Origin of the sequence: Martinezella rhizogenes, assembly GCF_000799715.1 — a bacterium.
Taxonomy (GTDB): Bacteria; Pseudomonadota; Alphaproteobacteria; order Rhizobiales; family Rhizobiaceae; genus Rhizobium; species Rhizobium rhizogenes_C.
This window is the reverse complement of the sequence record NZ_JUHG01000014.1, coordinates 75,920-99,671: the sequence shown is the minus strand read 5'-3', so window position 1 is coordinate 99,671 and position 23,752 is coordinate 75,920. Positions and strand designations below refer to the sequence as shown.

Here is a 23,752-nt window from a genome sequence, read left to right as displayed (position 1 = left end):
CTAGCGCTCCTTGGTATAGGGCACGCCGCCCGCCTTTGGCGGCTTGGCGACGCCGATGAAGCCTGCGAGCAGGATGCAGGTGAGGATATAGGGCAAGGCCTGGAAAATCTGCACCGGCACCTCGCCGATGCCCGGAACTGCCTTGCCCTGCATGAAATTGGCGAAGGCATCGAGGAAGCCGAAGAGCAGGCAGGTGAACATGACCGGCACCGGCTTCCACTTGGCGAAAATCAGCGCCGCCAGCGCGATATAGCCCTTGCCCGCCGACATGTTGTTGATAAAGGCGGCCGACTGGGCGATGGCAAGATAGGTTCCGGAGAAGCCGCAGAGAATGCCGGCGACGATCAGCGAGCGATAGCGCAGCCATTCAACGGAAATGCCGGCCGTATCCACGGCACCCGGATTTTCACCGACAGCGCGCAGCCGCAGGCCGAACCGAGTGCGATAGAGGATCCACCAGGAAATCGGCACGGCGAGGAAGGCGAGATAGGTGAGGATATTGTTGCCGGAGATAACATTGGCATAGAGCGGCCCGATGAACGGCACACCACGAATGGCATCGACGCCGGGCAGCGTGATCGAGGCGAAGCGCGCCGAGCCCGGCAGCGTCGGCGTGCGGCCGCCCTGGCCGAACCAGGCCTGTCCGAGCACGATGGTCAAGCCGGCGGTCAGGAAGTTGATGGCAACGCCGGAGACGATCTGGTTGCCGCGATTGGTGATGGAGGCGAAGCCGTGCAGCAGGCCGAAGACGACCGATATGGCAATGCCCGCGCCAAGTCCGGCCCAGGCGGAACCGGTGATGGAGGCCACGCAAGCGGCGGCAAAGGCGGACGCCAGCATCTTGCCTTCGAGGCCGATGTCGAAAATGCCGGCGCGCTCGGAAAACAGCCCGGCAAGCGCGGTGAAGATCAGTGGAATCGACAGGCGAACGGTCGAGCCAAGTATGCTGATGAGGAGATCATAATATTGCATCGTCCGATCCTCACGTCCTGGCGAATTTTTGATAGATGCGCACCAGCCCAGGCCGGAACATATATTCGAGCGCGCCGGCAAACAGGATGACCAGACCCTGGATCACCACGATCATGTCACGGGTGATATTGGGCATGTCGAAGGACAGCGCATCGCCGCCCTGATAGAGAATGCCGAACAGGATCGCCGCCAGAATGATGCCGAAGGGATGGTTGCGCCCCATCAGCGACACGGCGATGCCGACGAAACCGGCGCCGAGCACGAATTCGACCTGCAAGCGAGCCGAGGAGCCCATGACCGGATTGAGCGCCATCATGCCGGCAAGACCGCCGGAAATCAGCATGGCGATGACGACGGTGCGGGCATAGGGAATGCCGGCATAGACGGCCGCCGTCGGGCTGAGGCCGAGCGTGCGCATTTCATAGCCGAGCTTGGTACGCCAGACGAGCACCCAGACGAGGAAGCACATCACCAGCGCGATCAGGAAGGAGACGTTCAGCGGCGCAGCGCCAATGGTCGAGCCGAAGATGTTCATCAGCCAGTCGAGCTTCGGAAGCTGGCCGCCCTCGAGGAAGGTGCGGGTTTCCGGCGCCATCTTGCCGGGCACGATCAGCACATGCACCAGGATAAAGTTCATCATCGCTGAGGCGATGAAGTTGAACATGATGGTGGTGATGACGACATGGCTGCCGCGCTTGGCCTGAAGCCAGGCGGGAATGAGGGCCCAGAGCGCGCCGAAGATGGCGGCACCAATGACCGCGAAGGGCATCGTCACATACCAGGGCACATATCTGTCGAGCGCCAGCGCCACGAGGGCGCAGCCGAGGCCGCCGACATAGGCCTGGCCTTCCGAGCCGATGTTGAACAGGCCGGCATGGATGGCGACGGCGACCGACAGGCCGGTGAAGATGAAGCTCGTGGCATAATACAGCGTAAAGCCGATGCCTTCGCCGCTGCCGAGCGCGCCCTGCAGGAGCAGGTTCAGCGCATCGAGCGGGCTCTCGCCGATCAGCCAGACGACAAGGCCGGAAATCAGGAAGGCGACGATCAGGTTGAGGATGGGGATCAGGCCGTAATTGATCCAATTGGGGAGCGGAACGGATGCGGTACTCATCAAGGCCTCACGCGGCAATTCCGGCCATCATCAGGCCGAGTGTCTGTTCACCGGCGTCAGCCGTTTTTTCGCCGACGACATGGCCGGCGAACATGACGAGGATGCGGTCCGAAAGCGCGCGGATTTCATCCAGCTCCACCGAGACCAGCAGGATTGCCTTGCCGGCGTCGCGCATCTCGATGATGCGGCGATGGATGAATTCGATGGCGCCGATATCGACGCCGCGCGTCGGCTGGCCGATCAAGAGGGCCTTCGGGTCGCGCTCGATCTCACGGGCGACGACGATCTTCTGCTGGTTGCCGCCGGAGAAATTGGCGGTTTTCAGCCGCGCGTTCGGCGGGCGGATATCGTATTTCTCGATCTTTTCCATGGCATCCTTGCGCATGGCGTCGAGGTCGAGCATGCCGGCCCTGCCATATTTGGCATCGCGGTGATAGCCGAGCATCGAATTCTCATATTCCTCGAACTTGAGGACGAGACCCATGTGATGGCGATCTTCGGGGATATGGGCAAGGCCGAGGGCGCGCAGGGCCGCTGGATCGGCGGTGCCGATCGGCTTGCCGTGCAGACAGATCTCGCCCGAGGCAGGCTTGCGGATGCCGGCGATCGCTTCCAGCAGCTCGGACTGGCCGTTGCCGGCAACACCGGCTATGCCGACGATCTCGCCGGCGCGCACGTCGAAGGAGACATTGTCGACCATGGTGACGCCGCGTCCGTCCTTGACGGTGAGGTTACGCACCGAAAGCAGGACATTGCCGGGATGGGCGGTGCCTTTTTCGACGCGCAGCAGCACGCGGCGGCCGACCATCAGCTCGGCCAGTTCCTCGACCGTGGTTTCAGCAGTCTTGCGGGTCGCGACCATCTCGCCGCGGCGCATGACCGATACCGTATCGGTGATCGCCATGATCTCGCGCAGCTTATGGGTAATGAGGAGGATCGTCTTGCCCTGGTCGCGCAGCACGCGCAGGATCCGGAACAGGTTATCGGCCTCGGCGGGCGTCAACACGCCTGTGGGTTCGTCGAGGATCAGGATCTCGGCGCCGCGATACATGGCCTTCAGGATCTCGACCCGCTGTTGCTGGCCGACGGGAAGCTCCTCGATCAGGGCGTCAGGATCGACGTCCAGACCATAATCCGTCTCCAGCCGCCGAAGCTCGGTGCGCGCGGCAGCCACACCCTTGGCCAGGAGCGCGCCGCCCTCGGCGCCAAGCATGACGTTTTCCAGCACGGAAAAATTATCGACCAGCATGAAGTGCTGGTGCACCATGCCGATGCCGGCGGCGATGGCCGCCTGGCTGTCACGGATGGCGATGGGATTGCCGTTGACGCGAATCTCGCCGCTATCGGCATGATAGAAGCCGTAGATGATCGACATCAGAGTCGACTTTCCGGCACCGTTCTCGCCGATGATCCCATGGATCGAACCTTTGGAAACGGTCAGGTTAATGTCTTTATTGGCATGGACGGCACCGAACTTCTTGTCGATGCCCACAAGTTCGATGGCAGGCGATTGGCTCACTACACGGCTCCAGAAATCAGAATTCCGGATAAGAAAAGGGCGTATGACGTTTTGATGCCGTCATACGCCCTAATTTCATATCAGCTCTTCGGGCAGGCGTTGTCGGTCGTGTAGTCGTGCACCTTGACCGTGCCGGCAATGATGTCGGCGGTCGCCTTGTCGACGGCGGCCTTGATTTCCGGCGTGACGAGCGGCTTGTTGTTGTCGTCCATGGCAGCGCCGACGCCCTCTTCCTTGAGGCCGAGTTCCAGCGTGCCGGGAGTGAACTTGCCGGCCTTGGCGTCGGTGAAGGCGTTATAGACCGCGAGATCGACGCGCTTGACGACGGAGGTCAGAACCGAACCCGGGTGCAGGTAGTTCTGGTTGCTATCGACGCCGACGGAAAGCTTCTTGTTGTCGGCGGCCGTCTGCAGCACGCCGAGGCCAGTGGCGCCGGCAGCCGCGTAGATCACATCCGCGCCCTGATCGATCTGGTTCTTGGTGAGCTCACCGCCGCGAACCGGGTCATTCCAGGCAGCACCGGTGGTGCCGGTCATGTTCTGGAAGACTTCGATCTTCGGATTGGCGGCGCGGGCGCCCTGCTCATAACCACATTCGAACTTGCGGATCAGCGGAATGTCCATGCCGCCGACGAAGCCGATCTTGCCGGTCTTCGACGCCATGGCAGCCATGACGCCGGCAAGGTACGAGCCCTCATTTTCCTTGAACTTGACGGAGCGAACGTTCGGCAGATCAAGACTGTCGTCGATCAGGACGAATTCGGTCTTCGGATATTCGGCTGCAACCTTCTGCAGAGCAGACGTCCAGGCGAAGGAAACGGCGATAACAGGGTTGAAACCCTTGCTGGCGAAGTTGCGCAGCGCCTGTTCGCCCTGGGTGTCGCCGGTCGGCTCGAAGTCACGATAGGCGATGCCGGTTTCCTTCTTGAACTTTTCGGCACCGCTATAGGCCGCCTCGTTGAAGGACTTGTCGAACTTGCCGCCGGTGCCGTAGACGATCGCCGGCTTGATATCGGCCGCAAGCGCCGTTGCCGACATGGCAGCCAAGGCGAAAAGCGTCAAAAGGGATTTTTTCATGAGTTGCAGCCCTGTTGTTTCTATCTTGTTGGGTCCTCCCGCAAGCCCGTTGACCGGACATGTCTGCGGAACCGCCGGCCTCCCCCGAGGCCAAGCTGGCGCGCATCCTTGCATGGCTGCATGAAAAATTCACCAGAAATTTTTCAGTTGGTAAAGATTTGTGGGAATTGCCAAAAGCCCGCTCAAAGGGGCTGTTTTTTGGACAATTCCACTCCCGAACTGCGATTTTATTAGCCAACAAAGCGGCAATGGAGGATGATGACAGCCCCTCCGGGGGCCTCCGGATGCCACCAAATTGCATAGCCGGCATCATTTTCGAGGGAGGCGGCAAACAGCCCTAGACGCTGAAACGCCCGGCAACCGGCGACCTCTTGTAGGCAACCATCCACAGAAGCAGCGACAGCACCAGGAAGACCGCGAAAGCCGGCTGGAACAACAGCCATTGCATGGCCAGATCGTAGAGACGCGGATGAATATAATAGGAGATCAGCGACTGGACGGTGGCAAGCGAAGACGGGCTGACATCCTTCCAGGCATCCCCCATCGGCGTCATCACAACGGCCGAGGCAGCCACTGACTGTATGGAATCGATGGTGCCGGCAACCACGGCAACGACCAGCGCAACGAGGCTCGCAAAACGCAACAGGAAACGCATGAACTCCTCCCGATACTCAACCAACGTCGGCCATTCATCACTGGCCAATCGTATTCTTCTCCGTCTTTTTCTTTAGATAAGTTGCGCGCGAAACAAGTGCAATGGAGGAGAAGCGCATAGTTTTCTGCCCAGAAGTCAAAAAACTGTCAGATTTGGGTTGATCCCAGAAAATTCATCGGTATATATCGCGCCGTTCCCACAATAGCTCCTTCATCGGATGCGAAAGTGCAGATGGACAGGTGGCCGAGTGGTTTAAGGCGCACGCCTGGAACGCGTGTGTGCGTGAAAGCGTACCGTGGGTTCGAATCCCACCTTGTCCGCCATCTCTATGGCTTTTCATTCCCTGATATGAAGAATAGCTGCCGCTCCCAAGGTGTCTTTGAGCGGCAACCACAATTTGATTCAAAGGCCCGAGCAGGCTCGCGAGAACACGAGAACAAAGGACGGTGCCACGCATCGACCTCAGCCAATTCGCCATCCGCCATTGACCGGAACGACCGCCCCGGTGACGAAGGAGCCGGCCGGCGACGCGAGCCAGAGCACGGCTCCGGCAATGTCAGCCGGCGCGCCCGGCCGTCCCATTGGCGTCTCGGCGACGATCGCCGCTATGCGTTCTTCCGGCCAGGCGCCGGTGAAACCCGTGTCTGCGATGAAGCCTGGCGCAACGACGTTCGTGGTGATCCCGCGCGGCGCCAGCTCGCGCGCCAGCGCATAGGTCAAACCGTGCAGGCCGGATTTCGCCGCGGCGTAAGCGAGGCTGCCCGGCCTGCTACCGCCGGTCTGGGCACCAATCGAACTGATGTTAATGACACGGCCGCCGGGGCTTGCGAGCAAGGGGGCCACTACCCGCGTCATCAGAAAACTACCCTTGAGATTGGCGTCAATGACAGCATCCCAGTTTGCCTCGGCTTCCTCAGCCGGTGTCGCAAGACTGACACTGCGAACAAATCCCGCTGCATTCACCAGAACATCGACGTGATCAAGGCCCGACAGCGCAGCCTGCACCTCGTTGCGCCGTCCCACGTCCGCTCGCCGCCACGAGCACGCCGGGCCGAGCTTTTCCGCAGCATTGCGGAGGCGATCCTCGTTCCGACCGATCAGGACGATATCGTAACCAGCCCGCACCAGCGCTTCCGCGATACCAAAACCGATGCCACTGGCTCCGCCTGTTACAACTGCAATCTTTCTATCTTTCATCATCTTGAATCCCATGCACTGAACGAAGTCTTCAAGATGAGAGCAGGGTCGCGATATGTCCAATACCGTTGATCTGCCTATGTGATATGTTAAGTGTATCGCATGCTTAGCCTGCGCCAGTTTCAGCAGTTTCTTGCCGTTGCCGAAACCATGAGTTTCCGGCGGGCGGCGGAGCGCCTCAACATGGCGCAGCCGCCATTGACCGCGGCGATCCGGCACATGGAGGAGACGATCGGCGTTCGGCTATTCGAGCGCACGAACCGGATCACCTGCCTGACGGCGGCGGGCGAGGTTTTACGCGAAGAAGCCCAGAGAACAATTGCCCAGACCGAACGGGCGGTCATCCTCACGCAACGCGCGGGGGCCGGAGAGATCGGATCGCTCCGTATCGGATTTGTCGCCAGCGCCGTGCGGCAGCTATTGCCGATCCTCATCGCCACGTTCCGGGAGCAATACCCAGCCGTTGCGCTGGAACTTGAGGAGGCTCCTACGGCTCGACAGGTTGCGGCGCTTCTGGACGACCGCATGGATATCGGCATCGTCGCTCTGCCCCTTCCTTCCGGCGTCGAGCATCGCATCGTGACGCAGTCGATGGTCGAGAGCCATCTGGTTGCAGCCATCCCCGCTGGCCATCCGCTGGCTAACGCGGCCGATACTCCGCTTGCTCTGGCCGCACTTGCCGACCAGCCCTGGATTCTCTTTCCGGCCGGCGAAGGGCCTGGCCTTCATGAGACCATTCTCAGAGCCTGCTCTGAGGCCGGCTTTACGCCACGGGTCACCCAGCGTGCGGTCCAGATGGAAACCATTATCGGCCTCGTCGCGGCGGACCTCGGGGTCGCTCTGGTTCCCAGCCTATTCAGCGGGACACCCCGCGAAGGCGTGGTTTTTCGGGAGCTCTGCGGCACCGGCGCTCCAGTTCCCTACGAAACCGCGCTTGCCTGGCGGAAAGGCAATAATCTTCCCGCTCTGGAGGCCTTTATCCGAGCGGGGAAACGCGCCGTCGGAGGACTATAGGGTTACGTCAGCTAGCCATAACCTAGAGAGCGATCAAGAGCATGACAGACCCGCCGGCGCCCTTATTGCCCGGCATCATTGCGCGCAACAAAGCGAACCTCGTGAGCTGACGCGCAGATCCGGATCTCATCGCCGAGCGACCATTCCGCCGCCCTGGCCGCCATTGCCGCGGGCACGCTCTCCGAGCCCGGTCCGGCGGGAACGTCATATGTGGCATGCGCGTCATGCGGCAGGAGCACGCCATAGCCAAGCCGCATGGCTTCCCGCGCGGTTGCCGCCACGCACATTTCGGAGAGCACACCGCAGATCGCGATGTTGCGCACGCCGAGCGCTGTGAGAATCCCATCGAGGTCCGTGCCATCGAACCCGTCGTCCCGCGCCTTCCTCACCACCGTCTCGTGCGAGCGGGGAGAAAAGTACAATGCCCATCCGGGCCGGGACGGCTCGTCCATAGCACCCGGCGGGCCGTCGTTCTGAAGGAAGATTACCGGCGCGCCGGCGGATCGGGCTTGGGCGAGCAAAACCTCCACCATCGCGACGAGCCGGGCATGCCCGGGGACAGCATCCGGCCCCGTCACGAAGGCATTCTGGACATCGACCACGATCAGAGCGTCAACTACCTCGGCCTGGCTTGCCTGCATCTTCTCCATCAATCGCTTAGTCCATCGTCGCTGTTTGAAGTTATTGGGGAGTTGTGGTTCCGGTCAGATGTCCGCAAGGGGGACTGCGCGGCCGACGCTCCGGGCGGTGTCGATGAAAGCCCTGAGCTTCGGCGCCAGTTCGGCACGACGGGGGAAATAGAGGAAGAGGCCATCCTCGGTGACGGCGTAAGGGTCCAGAACCTGAATGAGCCGGCCGGCGGCAATATCGGCCTTTACCAGCGGCTCGAACACATAGGCGAGGCCGACACCGGCCAGCGCCAGTTCGACGGCCGAGTGCGATTCCGTGACGATCGCCGACCCTCGTACCGCCACCGCCACATCGCGACCATCCTGGACGAAGTCCCACTGATAGAGCCCGCCGGAACGGATGAGCCGGTAGCCGATGCAATTGTGTTGCGAAAGATCCGTGAGATTCATCGGGCGACCGTGGCTACCGATATAGCCCGGCGAGGCGACCACGATGGACCGGAACGGCGGTGTCAGCCGCACAGCCACCATGTCCTGCGCGATCATCTCGCCAATGCGAATTCCGGCATCGAAACCTTCGGAGACGATATCGGTCAGGCGCTCATCGGAGAATATCTCGACCTCGACATCGGGATAGCGCTCCGCCATCAAAGCGACGATCGGGGTTACGGCGAGCGGCAGGGATATCCGCGCGGCATTGATCCTGAGCAGGCCGCTGGGTCGTCCCTTGACCGCGCGGATGCGCTCCATCCGCTCATGAATATCCTGCAAGGCCGGAGCCAGTGTGCCGACGAGGCTTCGGCCCGCATCCGTCAGCGCGACGCTACGGGTCGTGCGCGCAAATAGCGGCTGGCCCAGGCGCTCCTCCACCAGCCGCACGGCATGGCTGACCGCCGACGGGCTCATGCCGAGTTCCGCGGCAGCGGCGGCAAAGCCGCCGCGTCGCGCCACGGCAACGATAACCGGCAGATGGGCAAGCAGATCGCGATCCATTCATGAATGATATCGCAGACTGCATGCAGAATAAACGATCTTATCGAATAGATGCTTTTTACGCATCCTAGCCTGGCGAACCGCGACGCAGGAGAACCTGCCGCGCCAACGAGATCGACAAGCGAGGATCAAACCCATGGGCATGACCTACTACACACTCGGCAATAGCGGCCTGAAGGTGCCGCAGCTTGCGCTCGGCACCATGACCTTCGGCACGGAATGGGGCTGGGGCGCGGACAAGGACACCGCCCGCGCCATGTTCGACGCCTATGTCGAGGCCGGCGGTAATTTCTTTGATACGGCCGACGCCTATACGGGCGGGACATCGGAAGCGTGGTTGGGCGAATTCATCACCGAGCGCGGCCTGCGTGACGAGGCCGTGATCGCGACCAAGTTCAGCATGAACATCTCCGGCAACAATCCAAACACCGCCGGCAACGGACGCAAAAACATTCTGCGCGCGGTCGAAGGCTCGCTGAAGCGGCTGAACACCGACCATATCGACCTCTATTTGCTGCATTGCTGGGACCGGCTGACGCCGCCCGAAGAGGTCATGCGTACGCTCGACGATCTCGTCCGCTCCGGGAAAGTTCTGCATGTCGGCCTTTCCGACGTACCGGCCTGGTATGCCAGCCGCGCGCAGGCCGTGGCCGAACACCGGGGCTACGAGCCGGTCTCGGCGCTACAGATGGAATACTCCCTGGCCGAGCGCAATATCGAGCAGGAATTCGTTCCGTTCGGCACCCGCTACGGCACCGGCGTCATGGTGTGGAGCCCGCTGGCAAGCGGTTTTCTCAGCGGAAAATACCGGTCCGACTCCAGGGAACAGGTCAGTGGGCGGCTTGAGACGGTACGCGGCACAAGCAATCCCGGCTTCCAGAAATTCACCGAGCGGAATTGGGCGATCGTCGCGGAACTCGAAAAAATATCGGCCGCGCTTGGCCGCAGCATGGCTCAGGTGGCCGTGAATTGGGTGATGACACAGCCGGGCGTCGCCTCGGTCATCCTCGGCGCCACCAGGCTGGACCAGCTCAAGGACAATCTCGGCGCACTGGAGTTCGAGATTCCGCTCGAACTGCGCCGCCGTCTCGACGAGGCCAGCGCCCTGCCGCCGACATTCCCCTATTCCTTCTTCGGGTCGGAAATCCAGGGAGGTCTGACGGGTGGAAAGACGGTCGGATACAAACCGGCGAGCTATTTTCCCGACCTGACACTGTCGGGAGGTTTTGCGGGCGTGAGCTGACGAAAGAGTCGGCATCGATGCGACATCGAGGGTGCAGGATCGGCAGAGGCGTCAAGCCGCCTGCCGATCCCTGCCATTTCAGGACTTCGGTCGATCGGCGGTCTTCGACACGACAAATCCGCCCATGATCGCGGCGATTGCCAGCATGGCGGCAAAACCGGTCGCTCCAATCGATAGCCCCGCCCTGTCGATGACGACACCTGTGGCGATCGGCATCAGGCCGGCCGGAATATAGCCGCCGATATTGAGCACGGCATTGGCTTCGGCGCGACGATCGGCCGGCACATGCAGGCCGATGAGCGTCAGGCCGCCGAGTTGACCGAGCCCCTGGCCGCTTCCCGCCAACAGGGCAGCAACGATCAACAGGGCGATATTCGATGTCATGACAGCAAGCGCGACCCCCGCCATGGAGAGGACGGTCGCGGCTGCTCCGGCAAGGAGGATCGTCCGCACGGAACGACCCCTGATAAGAAACTGCACGCCGGTTGCCGCCAGGAACATGGCGCAGGCCATGCCGCCCGCGATCAACGGGTTCGAGACACCAATAAGCCGGGAGAGCAATGAAGGCCCCAGTGAAAGGACAAAGGAGGTCGCGGTGATGCCCGGCCCGAAGACGGCAATGCCCGAGGCGATATGCGGATGGTTGATGCGCGGCACATTGGGCAGCGTCAGACGCGAGGAGCGATCGGCATGACTCGCACCGCGCTTCAACGGCAGAAGGATAGCCATCAGAGTGGCGCTTGCGAGGATTATGAGTTCGATCGTGAAAATCGGCGCAATCGGCCACTCCAGTGCGAGAGCAAGGCTACCTGCCAGCAGCGGGCCGAGACCGGCTCCCAGCACCATCGACACCGAAGCAAGCAGCGACGCCTGCCGCCGGCGCTCCGGGCCGCCAAGATCCACGACAGAGGCCATACCGGCCGAAACGGCGACACCCACAGCAACACCGGAGAGGAAGCGAGCAACAACCAGCATTGCGACCGAATGAGCGCTGAGGAACAGCAGGCAGGCAAGGATCGCTGCCATAAGGCCCGGTAAGAGCACAAGCCTGCGCCCAAAGCGGTCTGAGAGCTGGCCGGCAACCAGAAGCGTCAGTAACAACCCAAGAATATAGGCGGAGAAGATTATCGTCAGCGTTGCGGACGAGAATCCGATCTCGGCCTGCCAGCGCACATAGAGGGGTGTCGACGCATTGGAGAGAATGAAGACGGCGGTGACGATCCAGGCCGCAGCCCACATGCGCCACGGCGGATCGGCGACAAGGCAAGTCGGCTGGACGGCGGTATTGGCGGAAAGCGAAGAGGTCATGACAGGCTCCATCGAATAGTACGAATAAAATCGTACTTAGCACAGTTCGATAAAACTCGTACAGATTAGTTCGACAAAAACCGTACTGGTGTGCTATGCACTCCTTCATGACCACGTCTACCGCCCTTGTCGATATCCAATTGCCCGACGATCTGCCGCCGCCACTACCCGAGCCGGCGGTGGAGCAACTGCGGCTTGAAGCCGTGATGGGGGCGCTTGCCGATCCGCTGCGGCTGATCATCATCCGCAAGCTTCTTCTGGAATCGGAAGCCTATGACCACACCTGCGGCTGGTTCGGCTTCGAGCGGCCGAAATCCTCTCTGACGCACCATTTCAAGGCGCTGCGGGAAGCGGGCCTGATCCGCCAGAGGCAATATGGACTGGAACGGCGCAGTCGGGTGCGGACCGAGGATCTCGATGTCCGCTTTCCCGGCCTCATCGCTCTGGTCAAGGCGTGGGAACCCTCGACGCCGATTGCCTGATTGGCAAGTAATCCAGCTGATCAGGCCCAATCACGCGACATCCGGCCTAGCCCCGGCTCCCGGCGTAATGCGCGGCAATCTCGTCGCTCGTCGTCAGCCATACCCCTTGATGGGAGGCGATATAGGCGAGCGCCTTGTCGAGATATTTCGCGCGGAAGGCCTGGCCAACCACGAAGGGGTGAAGTGCCAGCGCCATGACGCGGCCGGAGCTGGCGCTGTCGGCATAGAGCTGGTCGAACTGATCGACGACCGTCTGGTAGAATTGCTCGCCGGTCAGGCCGTTGGCGCCGAACAGCAGGAGATCGTTGAGCTCGACCGAATAGGGCACCGAGATCATGCCGGGCACGTTGAGCGCGAAGGGCTGATCATCGGCCGTCCAGTCCAGAACATAGGAGAGGCCAAGATCTTTCAGGATTCTGGGTGTCTCGAACGTCTCGGTGAGGCCGGGCCCCATCCAGCCTTTCGGGCGTTGACCCGTGGCACGCTCGATCGTATCGATCACATCGGTCAGGAAACGACGCTCCTCGTCCGGGGCCATGTTGGCATGAAGCATCGAGTTGGTCTTGCCATGAGCGAGCCAGGCCCAATCGCGCCGCCTGCCCGCCTCGATGATATGAGGATAATGCACCGCCACGTCGGAATTCAGCAGGACGGAGGGGCGAATGCCGTGCCGATCAAAACTTTCGATCATCCGCCAGATGCCAACCCGTGTGCCGTAGTCGCGCCATCCATGGTTCAGCGGGTCGGGCTGGAGATGGGCTGTCCCCTGCCAGATGCTGGTCGATGGCTTGCCGAGCTCGAAATGCTCGACGTTCAGGCCGACATAGAAGGCCACGCGCGCGCCGTTCGGCCAGGCGATCTTCGGGCGGTCGACGATGGGGGAGTAGTCGTAGAGCGTATTTTCCATTTGAAACTCCTGTCTCGTTCGGGAGGAGCGTCATGTTTCGGGTTCGCTCCTCATTCCGTACCGGGAGGATGAACGCTTGCGGGATTTCAAACAATTGAGCTAAAGTTCCGATTATTTCGGAACAAAATTCCAATATCGGAACGAGCGGATGACGGATGATATCGGGACGATGAGCGCCTTCGTGCGCGCCGCCGATGCCAGGAGCTTCACCATCGCCGGGCAGCAGCTCGGCCTGTCATCGTCAGCCGTGGGCAAGGCGATCACCCGCCTTGAGGAGCGTCTTGGGGTTCGCCTCTTCCACCGCTCGACGCGCAGCATCACGCTGACCGAGGAAGGCGCGATGTTCCTGGAACGATGCCGGCGCATCCTCGGCGAGATCGAGCTGGCGGAATTGGAGCTGGCGCAGACCCGCGAGGCGCCCCGCGGCCGGCTCCGCATCAGCCTTCCCATCGTCAATGCACTGACGGTGCCTGCTCTCAACGCCTTCATGCGCGCCTATCCCGAGGTCCAGCTCGACCTCGAATTCAGCGACCATCTGGTCGACGTGATCGAAGACGGCTTCGACGCCGTTATTCGGGCGGGAGAGGTGTCGGATTCACGGCTGATGAGCCGCTCGCTGCGGGAGTTTCACCTGAAGCTCGTCGCCTCGCCGGATTATCTGTCACGGCGCGGCATTCCCCGGATGCCGGAAGATCTTACAGGCCACGCCTGCCTGCTGCATCGGTTCGCAACCAGCCGCAAGTTCGAACGATGGCCATTGCGGCGCGACGGCCGGGACCTGGACATCCCCCTCCAACCGGCGGTGGCCGCCAATACGATCGAACCCCTGCTGCTGATGGCCGAACAGGGTGTCGGCATCGCCTGTCTGCCGCATTGGCTTGTGCGCCGGCAACTCCGGACCGGAGAACTAAAGACGGTGCTCGACGACTATGTGGTCCATGCCGGTACGATGCGGATTCTATGGCCCGCCAGCCGATATCCTTCTCCGAAGCTCAGGGTCTTCGTCGACTTCATGAGCGAGCATCTTTTCGCGGATTCTCTCGAGCAATAGAAGCTGGAGGTCGGCTGGCGGCTTGACCGATCAATCCTCGTCCGGGACGGGCACCTTGAGAATGAGCGCCTTGTCGGCGGTGATCGCGTTGCCATCATCCGTTCGGACATCAAGGCGGATGGGTCGGCCGGTGTCGCGTTCAACGAGCTTTGAATGCGGCTCGCCCGGCTCGAACAGATAGCGCTCTCCCCATTGCCGCAGCGCCACCATGACCGGGAACAGATCGCGGCCCATGTCGGTCAGGTGATATTCTTGGTGCGCGCCACCATTGGCGGCCGGAACCGATGCGAGAATGCCGCGCTCGACGAGCGTGCGCAGCCGCTGGGCCAGGATGTTCTTGGCGATGCCGAGGCTCTTCTGAAATTCGCCAAAGCGTGTCAGCCCATCGAAGGCATCGCGGACGATGAGCAGCGACCACCAGTCGCCGATCACATCCAGCGATCGCGCGCTCGGGCAATAATTTCCGCTAAGGCTTTTTCGCCCGACCATGCGTCTTCCCTCGACAGATAAGGGTTGCATTATAAAACCGATCCACTATCAATCAAATGGTTTTATTATAAAACCGAATCGATGGAGGAGACGGAATGCGATCCGATGATGATGTGGCGTTGGGCACCGATTTTGCCAAGAGGAAGATAGCCTCGGTCGAGACGGAACAGAGGACGTCCGACCATGGCGAGCCGCGCAAAGAACCGCCGCTGTCGCGCGCGCTGATGCTACTCTTTGCGGTGGCGAGCGGGCTGGCGGTGGCCAATGCCTATTTCGCGCATCCGATGCTCGATGTGATGGCCGACGATCTCGGCCTGTCGCGCGCCCATGCCGGACTGATCGTCGGGGCGACCCAGATCGGCTATGGATTGGGGCTGATCCTGCTGGTTCCGATCGGTGACCTCATCGACCGGCGCCGGCTGGTGATCGCGCAATCGCTGCTCTCCGTCGCGGCACTGGTCGCCATCGGCTTCGCCTCCAGTGGAAACATGTTGCTGGTGGCAATGGCGGTCATGGGGCTTCTGGCGGTGGTGACGCAAGCCTTCGTCGCCTATGCCGCGAGCCTCGCCCCGCCGGCCGAGCGCGGCCATATCGTCGGGGTCGTCACCAGCGGTATCGTCCTCGGCATTCTGCTTGCCCGCACCGTCGCCGGCACGCTCACCGATCTCTCTGGCTGGCGGACGGTTTATCTCGCTTCGGCGCTAGCGACACTTATCATCGTCGCGCTGCTCTGGAAGGCCCTGCCCCGTCAGGAAACGCGCCCGGCGACAATGTCCTATCCGCGCCTGATCGGCTCGCTGTTCGGATTGCTCGTCTCCGAACCGGCGCTGCTGATCCGCGGCATCATCTGCATGCTGATCTTCGCCAATATCACGACGCTGCTGACACCGCTCGTCCTGCCGCTGAGCGCACCGCCCTTCTCCCTGTCGCACACGGCGATCGGCCTGTTCGGGCTTGCCGGTGTGGCCGGAGCTTTGGGCGCGACCAGGGCTGGACGGTGGACGGATCGGGGATTGGGCCAGCGCACCACGGGTATCTCGCTGGCGCTGATGCTGCTGGCCTGGGGGCCGATTTCCCTGCTCCCGCATTCGATCCTCTGGCTGGTCGTCGGCGTTGTCGTCATCGACTTTGGCCTTCAGGCCGTACATGTGACCAACCAGGCGATGATCTATCGCGTGCGGCCCGACGCCCAGAGCCGGCTGACGGCGGGCTACATGGTCTTCTATTCCATCGGCAGCGCGTTCGGCTCCTCCATGTCGACGCTTGCCTATGCCTATGCCGGGTGGCTTGGCGTCTGCCTGCTTGGCGCCGGCATCAGCGCTGTCGCCCTCGTTTTCTGGGGACTGACTCTGCGGGTCATGCCGGCAAACGCCACTCGGGCTCTTTCATAATATCGGGCCGATTGCCGCGTTCAGAAAAACGGCCTTGCGAGCATTTCGGTGCCAAGAAGAAGCAGGCAGATCAGAAACCATAGCCTAAATGTCGCCGGGCTGACGCGGTTGCGAACGATCTGCCCCGTCCACATGCCGGCAAGCGCCGGCACAATCGCCAGCGCCGACATCGCGAGATTGTCGAGCTGGAAAGCGCCGCGCCAGGCAAGCCCGGCGGCGAGCGCAATCGTGGAGATGGTGAAGGACAGGCCGAGCGCCTGCACCAGATCGTCCTTTTCCAGACCAAGCGCCTGAAGATAGGGCACGGCCGGGATAACGAAAACTCCAGTGCCGCCGGTGACGGCACCGGTGACAAGACCGATGACCGGCGACAGCCACGGCTCCAGCCGCGCTGGTACGTGGAGTTGGCGGGCGACGAGCGTATAGGCAGCATAGATCACCAGCGCCGCACCAAGTGCTGCCGTCGTCAGCATGGTGTCGCCGCTGGTCAGCAGCGACGAGCCCGCCACGGTGCCGGCGACAATCGCCAGCATCATCGGCCACAGCCTGCGCAGAAGCGGGCCGAATTTCGGGCCAGCGAAGAGCTGCCAGACATTGGTCACGAAGGATGGTGCGATCAGCAGGCCGGCGGCGGTAAGCGGCGAGATCAGCGCGCCGAGCACGCCCATGGCGACCGTCGGCAATCCCATGCCGGTGACGCCCTTGACGATGCCGGCGGCAAAGAAGGTCGCGGCGACCGCGACGACGAGCAATGTCGAATGATCCATCATGCCGCTGACATAGGGGATATTGCGCCAGGCGCAATGCGGATGATCCGCAGCCAGACTTCGGCTGGTCCGAAGGCTGGATCTCGGCTATGCTCACCCGCATGCGCTTCGACCTGATCGATCTTCGCCTTTTCCTCGCCGTGGTGGATGCCGGCAGCATCACCCATGGCGCCGCCGATGTCGGGCTTTCCCTGGCCGCCGCCAGCGAGCGCCTGCGCGACATGGAAGCGACCGGCGAAGTCAAGCTGCTCGAGCGCGGCCGCCGTGGCGTCTGGCCAACACCGGCCGGCGAGGCACTGGCACATCACGCCCGCCTGATCCAGCGGCAAATGGCGCAGATGCATGGCGAACTCGGCGAGCATGCCAGCGGCCTACGCGCCACCCTCCGGCTTGCCGCCAACACCGCCACAATCACCGAATTCCTGCCCGAACGGCTCGCCCCTTGGATGAAGGCGCATCCGCAGATCGATATCGAGCTCAAGGAGCGGCAAAGCATCGAGATCGCCAAGGCCGTTACCGCCGGGCTGGCGGAGATCGGCATTCTCTCGGATGCGGTCGACACCAGCGGTCTGGAGCTGCGCCCCTTCGCCATCGACCGGCTGGTGGTGGTCATGCCCCGCGATCACGCGCTGGCGGACAAGAAGCGGATCGCCTTTGCCGATATCCTGCACCAGCATTTCGTCGGGCTTTCGGGCGGTGCGTTGCAGGACCACATCGACACTCAGGCGGCGAGGATGGGTGTCAAGCTGAAGACACGGGTGCGCCTGCGCACCTTCGAGGGCATCTGCCAGATGGCGGCTGACGGCGTCGGCCTCGGGATCGTGCCCGAGACGGCGGCACGATCCCGAGGCCGATCCACGAAGATCGCGGCTATCCGCCTTGCCGATGACTGGGCGATGAGACGGCTATCGGTCTGCATCCGCTCCGGAGAGGAACTGACGGCGCCCGCGCGTGATCTTTTCGAGCATCTGGCGTCGACCGATGCCAGCTAGGACAGGCCTTCCTGTTCGAACGCCCGCCGCACGGACGGGCGCGCAAGCACCTTCTCCATCAGCGCCGCCCAATGCGGCCATCCCGCCCGCATGTCGAGCTCGATCCGCTTGCCCCACTGCCAGAACACCAGCAGATAGGCGTCGGCGACAGTGAACTGCCCCGGCACGGCCCAGCGCCGCCCGTCCGAGAGAATGCGCTCGATGTGATCGTAGCCGGCGCGGATATTCTCCCGCCCCTTGGCGACGACGGCGGGATAGAGCGCGGGATCGTCTACGAAGCGATGCGCCCGCCAGAGCTGCCCATAGGCGACGCCGTGCAGATCGACCGCTAGCCAGTTCAGCCATTCGAGGCAACGCGCCTCGCCGGCTGGATCGGCGGGCAGAAGCCGAGCCTTTGGATGGCTACGCGCCAGAAACAGGAGGATAGCCGGCGCCTCGGTCAACAGGTTCGGTGCACCACCCGCTCCGCCGCTTACGCCTGAAAGCGCTGGCACGCGGCCCTTGGGGTTGATTGCCAGATATTCGGGCGTCAGCGTACCCTTGCTGGCAAGGGAAGAGCGGATCTCCTTCTCATAGGGTTCACCGATCTCCTCGAGCACAATATGGACGGCGAGCGAGCAGGCGCCCGGCGAGTAATAGAGACGATGCATGAATACTCCTGTAATCCGATTCATGAGTCGAGATCATGCCCCGGCCAAGGATTGCGACCATCCTGAAGCCAGGAGAGCGTGTCAATCCAGAAGCCGACGGCGTGGCTGTCATGAAACAGGTTGAAATGGCCGATGGATTGGCGGCCGTAATCGGCTGGCCGTAGCAGCACCGCCGACCGCTGCGCACCACTGTAATAGCCAAGCGTGCGCTGGACGGCGGGTATCGTGCCGAGCTCGTCGTCCGAGACGGCGACGGCAAGGATCGGCGCCCGCATCGCGGCCATGTGCGAAAGGACGGCCTGACGCTCGCCACGCGGATGGCTGCGCTCGAAACGGGACTTGCGAAAGCTCCACTCATTGGCGACACCAGCCGGCAGATCCTCCAGCCAGCCGAGCCCGCGGCCGGGGAAGTAACCGCAAAGCGCGGTGATGACCGGCATGACGACATGCCATTTGACGAAGAGGGCAAGCCGCCGGCGCGGCATGTAATCGCCCCACCAGGCATATTGCGCGCCGACCGTCAGCATTCGGTCGATCAGCGGCGCACTTTCGGCCAGCCCCGGCAGGAAGCCGCCGACACTGTGTCCGACCACCATCAGCGGCCCCTCGCGCCGGCGGTCATGCATGAAACGAAGCGCCGCGTCGAAATCGCACTCTCCCCACTCCCGCCAGCGATAACCGCAGCCACGCAGGCGCTTGGGCCGCGAAAGGCCGATGCCGCGATAGTCGTAGGTGAGAACGTCGAAGCCGTGGCGCGCGAGGAAACGGGCATAGCGATGATAATAGCGTGCGAGAACCCCAGTGGCGGGATTGATGATGATGCTGCCGAGCGAACCAGTATCCGGCGCGCGCCACAGATGACCGCCCAGCCGCACGCCATCCCGGCATGGGATCTCTACGGTAAGGCCGTTCTCGGTCGATGGGCGAAGCATTGTGCCGTTCATTCCTGCAAGGATAGAAGAGCGTTCGCATTGTGTATATTCACTGGTCGGTATACCTGAGACATGAGCGATATAATCCTTCCCACGCGCGAGCGCATCATCGAGGCTGCCGGCAAGCTCTTCCACAGTGAGGGGATCAGGGCCGTCAGCGTCGATGCGATCGCGGCGAAAGCTGGCGTCACCAAGCGGACGCTCTACTATCATTTCCGCAGCAAGGACGACCTTATCGCCGCCTATCTCGAAACTCGCGATCAGCCGAACCTTGCCTTGTTCCAGCGCTGGTTCGCCGAGACAAAGGGCAACGTGGCCGACAAGGTGGAAGGCATATTCCGCAACCTCGTGCGTTCGGCAAGCCATCCCAAATGGAAGGGCTGCGGCTTCCTGCGCACCTCCGTCGAGCTGATCAACCTGCCCGGACACCCGGCCATCCTGGCCGGCCGCGCGCACAAGAAGCGCGTCGAGGATTGGCTGTGTTCAGTTTTCGAGGAAGAGGGAGCCGCGAAGGAGGCCCGACAGCTCGCGCGCCAGGTGATCCTGCTGCTTGACGGCGCCTTCGCCGTCGTCCTGCTCCATCGCGATCCGAGCTATATGGAAGCAGCCGGCGAGGCCGCTGCCCGTCTCATTCGTGCATCGGCGCGTAGTTCCCAAGATCGGCCTTGATGCCCATTTCGCGGAAGTAGCTCTGCGGATCGAAGCCGTTCTCCTTCTGCCTTTGCTGCGCGGCCTGCCTGGCATTTTCATAGGCGGCGGTGTCGCGCCACTCGACGATGGTGACGACATTGAATTCCCCTGCTCCGGAAACCTGTTCGAGAACCAGGTTCTGCACGCACCCGTCCGCGGCCCCCAGCGTCTTATGCGTAACCTGTAGCCGGGCCATGAAAGCATCGCGCGATTGCGCCGGCACCGCAAACTTGTCCACGCGAAAAATAGACTCCGTCTTCATGCCTCTCACTCCAAGGTTCGATTTCACATTGATCTGATCATCGATTAATGACAATATGTTGTCAACATTGATTTCCTCAATCAGAGAAAGTGACCCGTGCTCGCAGATGCAGATGAACTCGGCCGCCTGATCCTCGAAGTCTTCCGCCTGAATGGGCGGCTTCTCGCGAGGGGCGACAAAATCGTCGGGCCGATCGGCCTGACGAGCGCGCGCTGGCAGGTGCTCGGCGCCATTGCCCGGCCAAGGACCGGACGCACGGTCGCGCAGATCGCCAAGGAGGCCGGCGTTGCCCGTCAAGGCGTGCAGCGCATCGTCAACGAGCTCGTCCGCGACGATCTGGTGGAATTCCGGGACAACCCGCACCACAAGAAAGCACAGCTCGTCATCCTGACCGGCAAGGGCAACGACACCTATGAGGCGGCCGACCAGCTTCGTCGCGACTGGATCGGAGCGCTTGCCGCCAATTTTCAATCGGCGGACATTGCCAGGACCGTTGAGGTGCTTGCGGCGCTTCGGCAAAGGCTGTGACGTTGATCTCCTAGCCAACCAATAAAGATGTATGATCGAAGCACATCAACAGCGTCCTACGTGAAAGGGCGAACTCATGGATCAATTCGGCAACGCCAACCTCCGGAAGAACAGCGCGGCGAACGTCCTCCTTTCGAGCAGGCATCTTGGCTGGGCCGGCTTGGATGCGGAACTGCTGCATATCCCCGCCGGTCGCACCTATGTTCCCGGTTTGACATCACATAGGCTCGGCGTTCATTTCGGACGCGCCGTAAACGCCCATTGCCAGTGTGACGGCCGGCACTCTCGCCGCATCCAGAAGCATGGCGATATCGACGTCGTGCCTGCCGGGCTGGATGGGTGGTGGGAGGATGATGCCGATTGCACCATTTTGCGATTGAGCATCGGACCCGAGCTCCTCAGCGCCGCGGCCACGGCAATGGGACGCGACCCGGAGAGCGTTTCTCTCGCTCCGAAGTTTCAGCTTCGCGACGCCCGGATCGAGTCGATCGCCTGGGCTATCAAGACGGAACTCGAGGCAAGCGTACCTTCCGACAGGCTCTATGCCGAGACGCTGGCACTAGCGCTTGCGATCCGCCTGGTGGAAAACGGGAATCAATCGGGTGGAGAGAAACCCGCGACGGTGCGGTCGCTCAGCGCTCTGCAAAGGCGGCGTCTCGGGGACTTCATCGAAGACCATATCGATCAATCCCTGTCGCTTACCGATCTGGCTGTGGTCGCCGGGCTCAGCCTATCCCATCTGAAGCCGTTGTTTCGCGCCACGTTCGGCATGCCCATGCACCAGTATGTGCTGACGCGCCGGGTGGAGCGCGCCAGATTGATGCTGCTCTCCGAAGACATGCCGTTGAGCCAAGTTGCGCTGGAGACGGGTTTTGCCCACCAGAGCCATATGGCGCACTGGATGCGGCGCATCCTCGGCATCACGCCCGGAATGATCGCCCGCACGCGCCAGTAATTTCGATTTTCATCCAATCCCGCAATTCGTCATCCGAACCTGCGCGAAGGGAACCGCACAGACGGATAAGCCTTCTGAAAAGATAGCCAGGAGGTAAAAACATGTTCGCTATATTGGGCGCTACCGGGAAAATTGGCCGCACGACCATTGTAGCCTTGCGCGATAAAGGCGCGCCGGTCCGCGCGATCCTGCGCGATCGCTCAAAATCTCAGGAGTTTGCCGATCTGGGCTGCAAGGTCGCTATCGCTGACATCGCCGATGCCGGCGCGTTGACCGAGGCAATCGACGGCGCACGCGCTGTCCAGGTCATCTGCCCTATCGATAGCAGGGCAGTTGATGCGCATGCGGAGATGCTGCGGCTGATCGAGACGATGGGCGAGGCTCTGGACAGGGCAAATCCGGAATTGGTGCTCGCCATCTCCGATTATGGTGCGGAAGTGAAGTCGGGCACCGGCATCACGCTGCTCTTCAACGCCTTGGAAACGCGCCTACGCGAACTGCGCTCGCGCACTATCTTCCTGCGGTCGGCGGAGCACATGGAGAATTGGGCGCGGGTGACGCGGGTAGCGGTCGAGACCGGCCAGCTACATAGTTTTCATCATCCGCTGACGAAACTCTTCCCGACGGTCTCCGCCTTCGACGTCGGCACGATTGCCGCCGATCTGCTTCTTGAAGATGATGGAGCGCACCTGCGGATCGTCCATGCCGAGGGTCCGCGGCGATACACGCCAAACGACGTGGCAACCGTCATTGGCGCGCTCGCTGCCCGTCCGGTCGTCGCCCGGGAACTGCCACGATTGCAATGGGAAGCGATCCTGACTCGGGGCGGCCTGTCCGAGAGCTATGCCCGGCTCGTCACCGAACTCTATGAGGCGCATAATGCCGGGCGAATTGATGCCGAGCGCGATGTCGGCGAGATCCGTCGCGGAACAAGCGAATTGGCGGATGCATTGCGGCGGTTTGTAACGCCGTGATGGGAGCAAGCGGAGCCATGACGAACTGCCCGGGTCGGCTTGCCCGGATAGATCGCCTGACCTAGATTTCGGCTATGCTAATGCCGAGAGGCACTCATCACAGGGGAGAGATGAGCATGGAATTCCACGACGATAATCTCGAGATATTCTCGGCCGACGGTGCCGCCCCCCTGCCCGCCACCGATATCCAAGGCCATGTCGAGCATGATGGCGTCCGCATCTGGTATGCGGCCTACGGGAAAGGCCAGCCGGTGATCCTGCTGCATGGCGGCCTTGGAAACGGCGGCAATTGGGGCCATCAGGTGCCGGCGCTGATCGAGGCCGGCTATCAGGCGGTGATCATCGACAGCCGAGGCCATGGCCGCAGCACGCGCGATGAGCGGCCTTACACGTATGAACTGATGGCGGCCGATGTGCTTGCCGTGATGGACCGGCTCGATATCGGGAAAGCCGCTATCGTCGGATGGAGCGATGGGGCGTGTACCGGGCTGATCCTCGCCAGGACCCATCCGGCGCGCATCGCCGGCGTCTTGTTTTTCGCGTGCAACATGGACCCCAGCGGCACGAATGAATTCGTGCTTACACCGGTCGTCGACCGCTGCTTTTCCCGGCACGTCAAGGATTACGCCGCCCTGTCGGCGACGCCAGATCAGTTCGATGCCTTTGTCGAGGCGGTCAGCTTGATGCAGCGGACGCAGCCGAATTACTCCGTCGCCGATCTCGCCGAGATTGATGTACCCGTCACGATCGTGCACAGCGAGCATGACGAATTCATCAAGCGCGAGCATGCCGACCATCTCGCCCGCAGCATTCCCGGCGCCGAGCTGATCCTGCTGCCCGGTGTCAGCCATTTCGCGCCGTTGCAGCGCCCGGCGCGATTCAATGGCGCGATGCTGGCTTTTCTCCGCAAGATTACGGCGTAGCGGCCGGGAAGCTCGAAGTTTCCGCGCATGCCGACTTCA

Annotated in this window: 27 protein-coding genes and 1 tRNA gene; 13 read left to right on the top strand and 15 right to left on the bottom strand. The window is 62.1% G+C overall.

What is annotated here, in order from left to right; translation table 11 throughout:
- The 4 genes from EX00_RS17950 to EX00_RS17935 all read right to left on the bottom strand — a co-directional run bounded on the left by EX00_RS17950 (window position 1) and on the right by EX00_RS17935 (window position 4,681).
- Window positions 1–972, bottom strand: a complete 972-nt coding sequence (locus tag EX00_RS17950; RefSeq protein ID WP_047460720.1) for an ABC transporter permease — start codon at window positions 970–972, stop codon at window positions 1–3.
- Between the two features lie 10 nt (window positions 973–982).
- Window positions 983–2,086, bottom strand: coding sequence for an ABC transporter permease (locus EX00_RS17945; protein WP_047461835.1), 1,104 nt, complete (start codon window positions 2,084–2,086; stop codon window positions 983–985).
- Window positions 2,087–2,093: 7 nt separating this feature from the next.
- The gene (locus EX00_RS17940) at window positions 2,094–3,605 is read right to left on the bottom strand and encodes an ABC transporter ATP-binding protein (protein WP_047460716.1); all 1,512 of its coding nucleotides are present in this window, start codon (window positions 3,603–3,605) and stop codon (window positions 2,094–2,096) included.
- 80 nt (window positions 3,606–3,685) lie between these two features.
- A complete protein-coding gene (locus EX00_RS17935) occupies window positions 3,686–4,681 on the bottom strand; it encodes a BMP family lipoprotein (RefSeq protein WP_047460713.1) in 996 nt (331 codons plus the stop codon).
- Between the two features lie 59 nt (window positions 4,682–4,740).
- On the opposite strand from EX00_RS17935, the gene EX00_RS17930 reads away from it, so the two are divergent.
- Complete coding sequence (locus EX00_RS17930) at window positions 4,741–5,022, top strand: hypothetical protein (protein WP_047460710.1); 282 nt, start codon at window positions 4,741–4,743, stop codon at window positions 5,020–5,022.
- On the opposite strand, the gene EX00_RS17925 is transcribed toward EX00_RS17930, so the two are convergent.
- On the bottom strand, window positions 5,019–5,336 hold the full coding sequence (locus EX00_RS17925) for a hypothetical protein (protein ID WP_047460708.1): 318 nt from the start codon (window positions 5,334–5,336) through the stop codon (window positions 5,019–5,021). The two genes, EX00_RS17930 and EX00_RS17925, sit on opposite strands and share 4 nt — an antisense overlap.
- A 233-nt stretch (window positions 5,337–5,569) precedes the next feature.
- Here EX00_RS17925 and EX00_RS17920 point away from each other — a divergent pair.
- Window positions 5,570–5,659, top strand: a tRNA-Ser gene (locus EX00_RS17920).
- Window positions 5,660–5,798: 139 nt separating this feature from the next.
- Here EX00_RS17920 and EX00_RS17915 read toward each other — a convergent pair.
- On the bottom strand, window positions 5,799–6,536 hold the full coding sequence (locus tag EX00_RS17915; protein WP_047461833.1) for an SDR family NAD(P)-dependent oxidoreductase: 738 nt from the start codon (window positions 6,534–6,536) through the stop codon (window positions 5,799–5,801).
- A 99-nt stretch (window positions 6,537–6,635) separates the two neighbouring features.
- Between EX00_RS17915 and EX00_RS17910 the strand changes: the two genes are divergently transcribed.
- Window positions 6,636–7,547 (top strand): LysR family transcriptional regulator, encoded by a 912-nt coding sequence (locus tag EX00_RS17910; RefSeq protein WP_047461830.1) that lies wholly within the window; start codon window positions 6,636–6,638, stop codon window positions 7,545–7,547.
- 62 nt (window positions 7,548–7,609) lie between these two features.
- On the opposite strand, the gene EX00_RS17905 is transcribed toward EX00_RS17910, so the two are convergent.
- Both EX00_RS17905 and EX00_RS17900 read right to left on the bottom strand, forming a co-directional pair.
- Complete coding sequence (locus EX00_RS17905) at window positions 7,610–8,197, bottom strand: isochorismatase family protein (RefSeq protein WP_047460706.1); 588 nt, start codon at window positions 8,195–8,197, stop codon at window positions 7,610–7,612.
- A 54-nt stretch (window positions 8,198–8,251) separates the two neighbouring features.
- Complete coding sequence (locus tag EX00_RS17900) at window positions 8,252–9,169, bottom strand: LysR family transcriptional regulator (protein WP_047460701.1); 918 nt, start codon at window positions 9,167–9,169, stop codon at window positions 8,252–8,254.
- 136 nt (window positions 9,170–9,305) lie between these two features.
- Here EX00_RS17900 and EX00_RS17895 point away from each other — a divergent pair, with 136 nt between their 5' ends.
- Window positions 9,306–10,412 carry an aldo/keto reductase gene (locus EX00_RS17895; protein WP_047460699.1) on the top strand — a complete coding sequence of 369 codons (1,107 nt, stop codon included), beginning with the start codon at window positions 9,306–9,308 and terminating at the stop codon, window positions 10,410–10,412.
- A 78-nt stretch (window positions 10,413–10,490) separates the two neighbouring features.
- Here the strand turns inward: EX00_RS17895 and EX00_RS17890 are convergent, their stop codons facing one another.
- Complete coding sequence (locus EX00_RS17890; RefSeq protein WP_080761278.1) at window positions 10,491–11,720, bottom strand: MFS transporter; 1,230 nt, start codon at window positions 11,718–11,720, stop codon at window positions 10,491–10,493.
- A 107-nt stretch (window positions 11,721–11,827) separates the two neighbouring features.
- Here EX00_RS17890 and EX00_RS17885 point away from each other — a divergent pair, with 107 nt between their 5' ends.
- The gene (locus tag EX00_RS17885; protein WP_052210793.1) at window positions 11,828–12,202 is read left to right on the top strand and encodes an ArsR/SmtB family transcription factor; all 375 of its coding nucleotides are present in this window, start codon (window positions 11,828–11,830) and stop codon (window positions 12,200–12,202) included.
- Between the two features lie 46 nt (window positions 12,203–12,248).
- Here EX00_RS17885 and EX00_RS17880 read toward each other — a convergent pair whose 3' ends face one another.
- Window positions 12,249–13,109 carry a polysaccharide deacetylase family protein gene (locus tag EX00_RS17880; protein WP_047460697.1) on the bottom strand — a complete coding sequence of 287 codons (861 nt, stop codon included), beginning with the start codon at window positions 13,107–13,109 and terminating at the stop codon, window positions 12,249–12,251.
- Between the two features lie 148 nt (window positions 13,110–13,257).
- Between EX00_RS17880 and EX00_RS17875 the strand changes: the two genes are divergently transcribed.
- Window positions 13,258–14,160 (top strand): LysR family transcriptional regulator, encoded by a 903-nt coding sequence (locus EX00_RS17875; protein ID WP_047460694.1) that lies wholly within the window; start codon window positions 13,258–13,260, stop codon window positions 14,158–14,160.
- 30 nt (window positions 14,161–14,190) lie between these two features.
- Here EX00_RS17875 and EX00_RS17870 read toward each other — a convergent pair whose 3' ends face one another.
- On the bottom strand, window positions 14,191–14,649 hold the full coding sequence (locus EX00_RS17870) for a winged helix-turn-helix transcriptional regulator (RefSeq protein ID WP_047460693.1): 459 nt from the start codon (window positions 14,647–14,649) through the stop codon (window positions 14,191–14,193).
- A 95-nt stretch (window positions 14,650–14,744) separates the two neighbouring features.
- Between EX00_RS17870 and EX00_RS17865 the strand changes: the two genes are divergently transcribed.
- On the top strand, window positions 14,745–16,040 hold the full coding sequence (locus EX00_RS17865) for an MFS transporter (RefSeq protein WP_155294087.1): 1,296 nt from the start codon (window positions 14,745–14,747) through the stop codon (window positions 16,038–16,040).
- Window positions 16,041–16,060: 20 nt separating this feature from the next.
- On the opposite strand, the gene EX00_RS17860 is transcribed toward EX00_RS17865, so the two are convergent.
- Window positions 16,061–16,810: a sulfite exporter TauE/SafE family protein gene (locus EX00_RS17860; protein WP_047460692.1), complete on the bottom strand. Its 750-nt coding sequence runs from the start codon at window positions 16,808–16,810 to the stop codon at window positions 16,061–16,063.
- Between the two features lie 98 nt (window positions 16,811–16,908).
- Between EX00_RS17860 and EX00_RS17855 the strand changes: the two genes are divergently transcribed.
- Window positions 16,909–17,799, top strand: coding sequence for a LysR family transcriptional regulator (locus tag EX00_RS17855; protein WP_047461819.1), 891 nt, complete (start codon window positions 16,909–16,911; stop codon window positions 17,797–17,799).
- Here EX00_RS17855 and EX00_RS17850 read toward each other — a convergent pair.
- The gene (locus EX00_RS17850; protein WP_047460691.1) at window positions 17,796–18,449 is read right to left on the bottom strand and encodes a glutathione S-transferase family protein; all 654 of its coding nucleotides are present in this window, start codon (window positions 18,447–18,449) and stop codon (window positions 17,796–17,798) included. The two genes, EX00_RS17855 and EX00_RS17850, sit on opposite strands and share 4 nt — an antisense overlap.
- Window positions 18,450–18,469: 20 nt before the next feature.
- On the bottom strand, window positions 18,470–19,381 hold the full coding sequence (locus EX00_RS17845) for an alpha/beta hydrolase family protein (protein WP_047460688.1): 912 nt from the start codon (window positions 19,379–19,381) through the stop codon (window positions 18,470–18,472).
- A 72-nt stretch (window positions 19,382–19,453) separates the two neighbouring features.
- Between EX00_RS17845 and EX00_RS17840 the strand changes: the two genes are divergently transcribed.
- Window positions 19,454–20,050: a TetR/AcrR family transcriptional regulator gene (locus EX00_RS17840; protein WP_047460685.1), complete on the top strand. Its 597-nt coding sequence runs from the start codon at window positions 19,454–19,456 to the stop codon at window positions 20,048–20,050.
- Here EX00_RS17840 and EX00_RS17835 read toward each other — a convergent pair.
- Entirely contained in the window at window positions 20,010–20,333 is a 324-nt protein-coding gene (locus EX00_RS17835; RefSeq protein WP_047460682.1) for an antibiotic biosynthesis monooxygenase, read from the bottom strand. The genes EX00_RS17840 and EX00_RS17835 overlap by 41 nt on opposite strands.
- A 96-nt stretch (window positions 20,334–20,429) precedes the next feature.
- Between EX00_RS17835 and EX00_RS17830 the strand changes: the two genes are divergently transcribed.
- The 4 genes from EX00_RS17830 (at window position 20,430) to EX00_RS17815 (ending at window position 23,713) form a co-directional block, all read left to right on the top strand.
- Window positions 20,430–20,861 carry a MarR family winged helix-turn-helix transcriptional regulator gene (locus EX00_RS17830; protein WP_047460681.1) on the top strand — a complete coding sequence of 144 codons (432 nt, stop codon included), beginning with the start codon at window positions 20,430–20,432 and terminating at the stop codon, window positions 20,859–20,861.
- A gap of 76 nt (window positions 20,862–20,937) precedes the next feature.
- Complete coding sequence (locus EX00_RS17825; protein ID WP_047460678.1) at window positions 20,938–21,816, top strand: AraC family transcriptional regulator; 879 nt, start codon at window positions 20,938–20,940, stop codon at window positions 21,814–21,816.
- A gap of 101 nt (window positions 21,817–21,917) precedes the next feature.
- Entirely contained in the window at window positions 21,918–22,790 is an 873-nt protein-coding gene (locus tag EX00_RS17820; protein WP_047460675.1) for an NmrA family NAD(P)-binding protein, read from the top strand.
- Between the two features lie 116 nt (window positions 22,791–22,906).
- Entirely contained in the window at window positions 22,907–23,713 is an 807-nt protein-coding gene (locus tag EX00_RS17815; protein WP_047460672.1) for an alpha/beta fold hydrolase, read from the top strand.
- Window positions 23,714–23,752 lie beyond the last annotated feature (39 nt).

Excerpts from the sequence above, each read along its gene's own strand:
- EX00_RS17825 (WP_047460678.1), top strand. The coding sequence starts at position 20,938 with ATGGATCAATTCGGCAACGCCAACCTCCGGAAGAACAGCGCGGCGAAC.
- EX00_RS17850 (WP_047460691.1), bottom strand. The coding sequence starts at position 18,449 with ATGCATCGTCTCTATTACTCGCCGGGCGCCTGCTCGCTCGCCGTCCAT.
- EX00_RS17855 (WP_047461819.1), top strand. The coding sequence starts at position 16,909 with ATGCGCTTCGACCTGATCGATCTTCGCCTTTTCCTCGCCGTGGTGGAT.
- EX00_RS17935 (WP_047460713.1), bottom strand. The coding sequence starts at position 4,681 with ATGAAAAAATCCCTTTTGACGCTTTTCGCCTTGGCTGCCATGTCGGCA.
- EX00_RS17945 (WP_047461835.1), bottom strand. The coding sequence starts at position 2,086 with ATGAGTACCGCATCCGTTCCGCTCCCCAATTGGATCAATTACGGCCTG.
- EX00_RS17905 (WP_047460706.1), bottom strand. The coding sequence starts at position 8,197 with ATGGAGAAGATGCAGGCAAGCCAGGCCGAGGTAGTTGACGCTCTGATC.
- EX00_RS17885 (WP_052210793.1), top strand. The coding sequence starts at position 11,828 with ATGACCACGTCTACCGCCCTTGTCGATATCCAATTGCCCGACGATCTG.
- EX00_RS17925 (WP_047460708.1), bottom strand. The coding sequence starts at position 5,336 with ATGCGTTTCCTGTTGCGTTTTGCGAGCCTCGTTGCGCTGGTCGTTGCC.
- EX00_RS17950 (WP_047460720.1), bottom strand. The coding sequence starts at position 972 with ATGCAATATTATGATCTCCTCATCAGCATACTTGGCTCGACCGTTCGC.
- EX00_RS17815 (WP_047460672.1), top strand. The coding sequence starts at position 22,907 with ATGGAATTCCACGACGATAATCTCGAGATATTCTCGGCCGACGGTGCC.
- EX00_RS17840 (WP_047460685.1), top strand. The coding sequence starts at position 19,454 with ATGAGCGATATAATCCTTCCCACGCGCGAGCGCATCATCGAGGCTGCC.
- EX00_RS17930 (WP_047460710.1), top strand. The coding sequence starts at position 4,741 with ATGTCTGCGGAACCGCCGGCCTCCCCCGAGGCCAAGCTGGCGCGCATC.
- EX00_RS17880 (WP_047460697.1), bottom strand. The coding sequence starts at position 13,109 with ATGGAAAATACGCTCTACGACTACTCCCCCATCGTCGACCGCCCGAAG.
- EX00_RS17835 (WP_047460682.1), bottom strand. The coding sequence starts at position 20,333 with ATGAAGACGGAGTCTATTTTTCGCGTGGACAAGTTTGCGGTGCCGGCG.
- EX00_RS17910 (WP_047461830.1), top strand. The coding sequence starts at position 6,636 with ATGCTTAGCCTGCGCCAGTTTCAGCAGTTTCTTGCCGTTGCCGAAACC.
- EX00_RS17870 (WP_047460693.1), bottom strand. The coding sequence starts at position 14,649 with ATGGTCGGGCGAAAAAGCCTTAGCGGAAATTATTGCCCGAGCGCGCGA.
- EX00_RS17895 (WP_047460699.1), top strand. The coding sequence starts at position 9,306 with ATGGGCATGACCTACTACACACTCGGCAATAGCGGCCTGAAGGTGCCG.
- EX00_RS17915 (WP_047461833.1), bottom strand. The coding sequence starts at position 6,536 with ATGATGAAAGATAGAAAGATTGCAGTTGTAACAGGCGGAGCCAGTGGC.
- EX00_RS17820 (WP_047460675.1), top strand. The coding sequence starts at position 21,918 with ATGTTCGCTATATTGGGCGCTACCGGGAAAATTGGCCGCACGACCATT.
- EX00_RS17845 (WP_047460688.1), bottom strand. The coding sequence starts at position 19,381 with ATGCTTCGCCCATCGACCGAGAACGGCCTTACCGTAGAGATCCCATGC.
- EX00_RS17860 (WP_047460692.1), bottom strand. The coding sequence starts at position 16,810 with ATGATGGATCATTCGACATTGCTCGTCGTCGCGGTCGCCGCGACCTTC.
- EX00_RS17890 (WP_080761278.1), bottom strand. The coding sequence starts at position 11,720 with ATGACCTCTTCGCTTTCCGCCAATACCGCCGTCCAGCCGACTTGCCTT.
- EX00_RS17865 (WP_155294087.1), top strand. The coding sequence starts at position 14,745 with ATGCGATCCGATGATGATGTGGCGTTGGGCACCGATTTTGCCAAGAGG.
- EX00_RS17875 (WP_047460694.1), top strand. The coding sequence starts at position 13,258 with ATGACGGATGATATCGGGACGATGAGCGCCTTCGTGCGCGCCGCCGAT.
- EX00_RS17900 (WP_047460701.1), bottom strand. The coding sequence starts at position 9,169 with ATGGATCGCGATCTGCTTGCCCATCTGCCGGTTATCGTTGCCGTGGCG.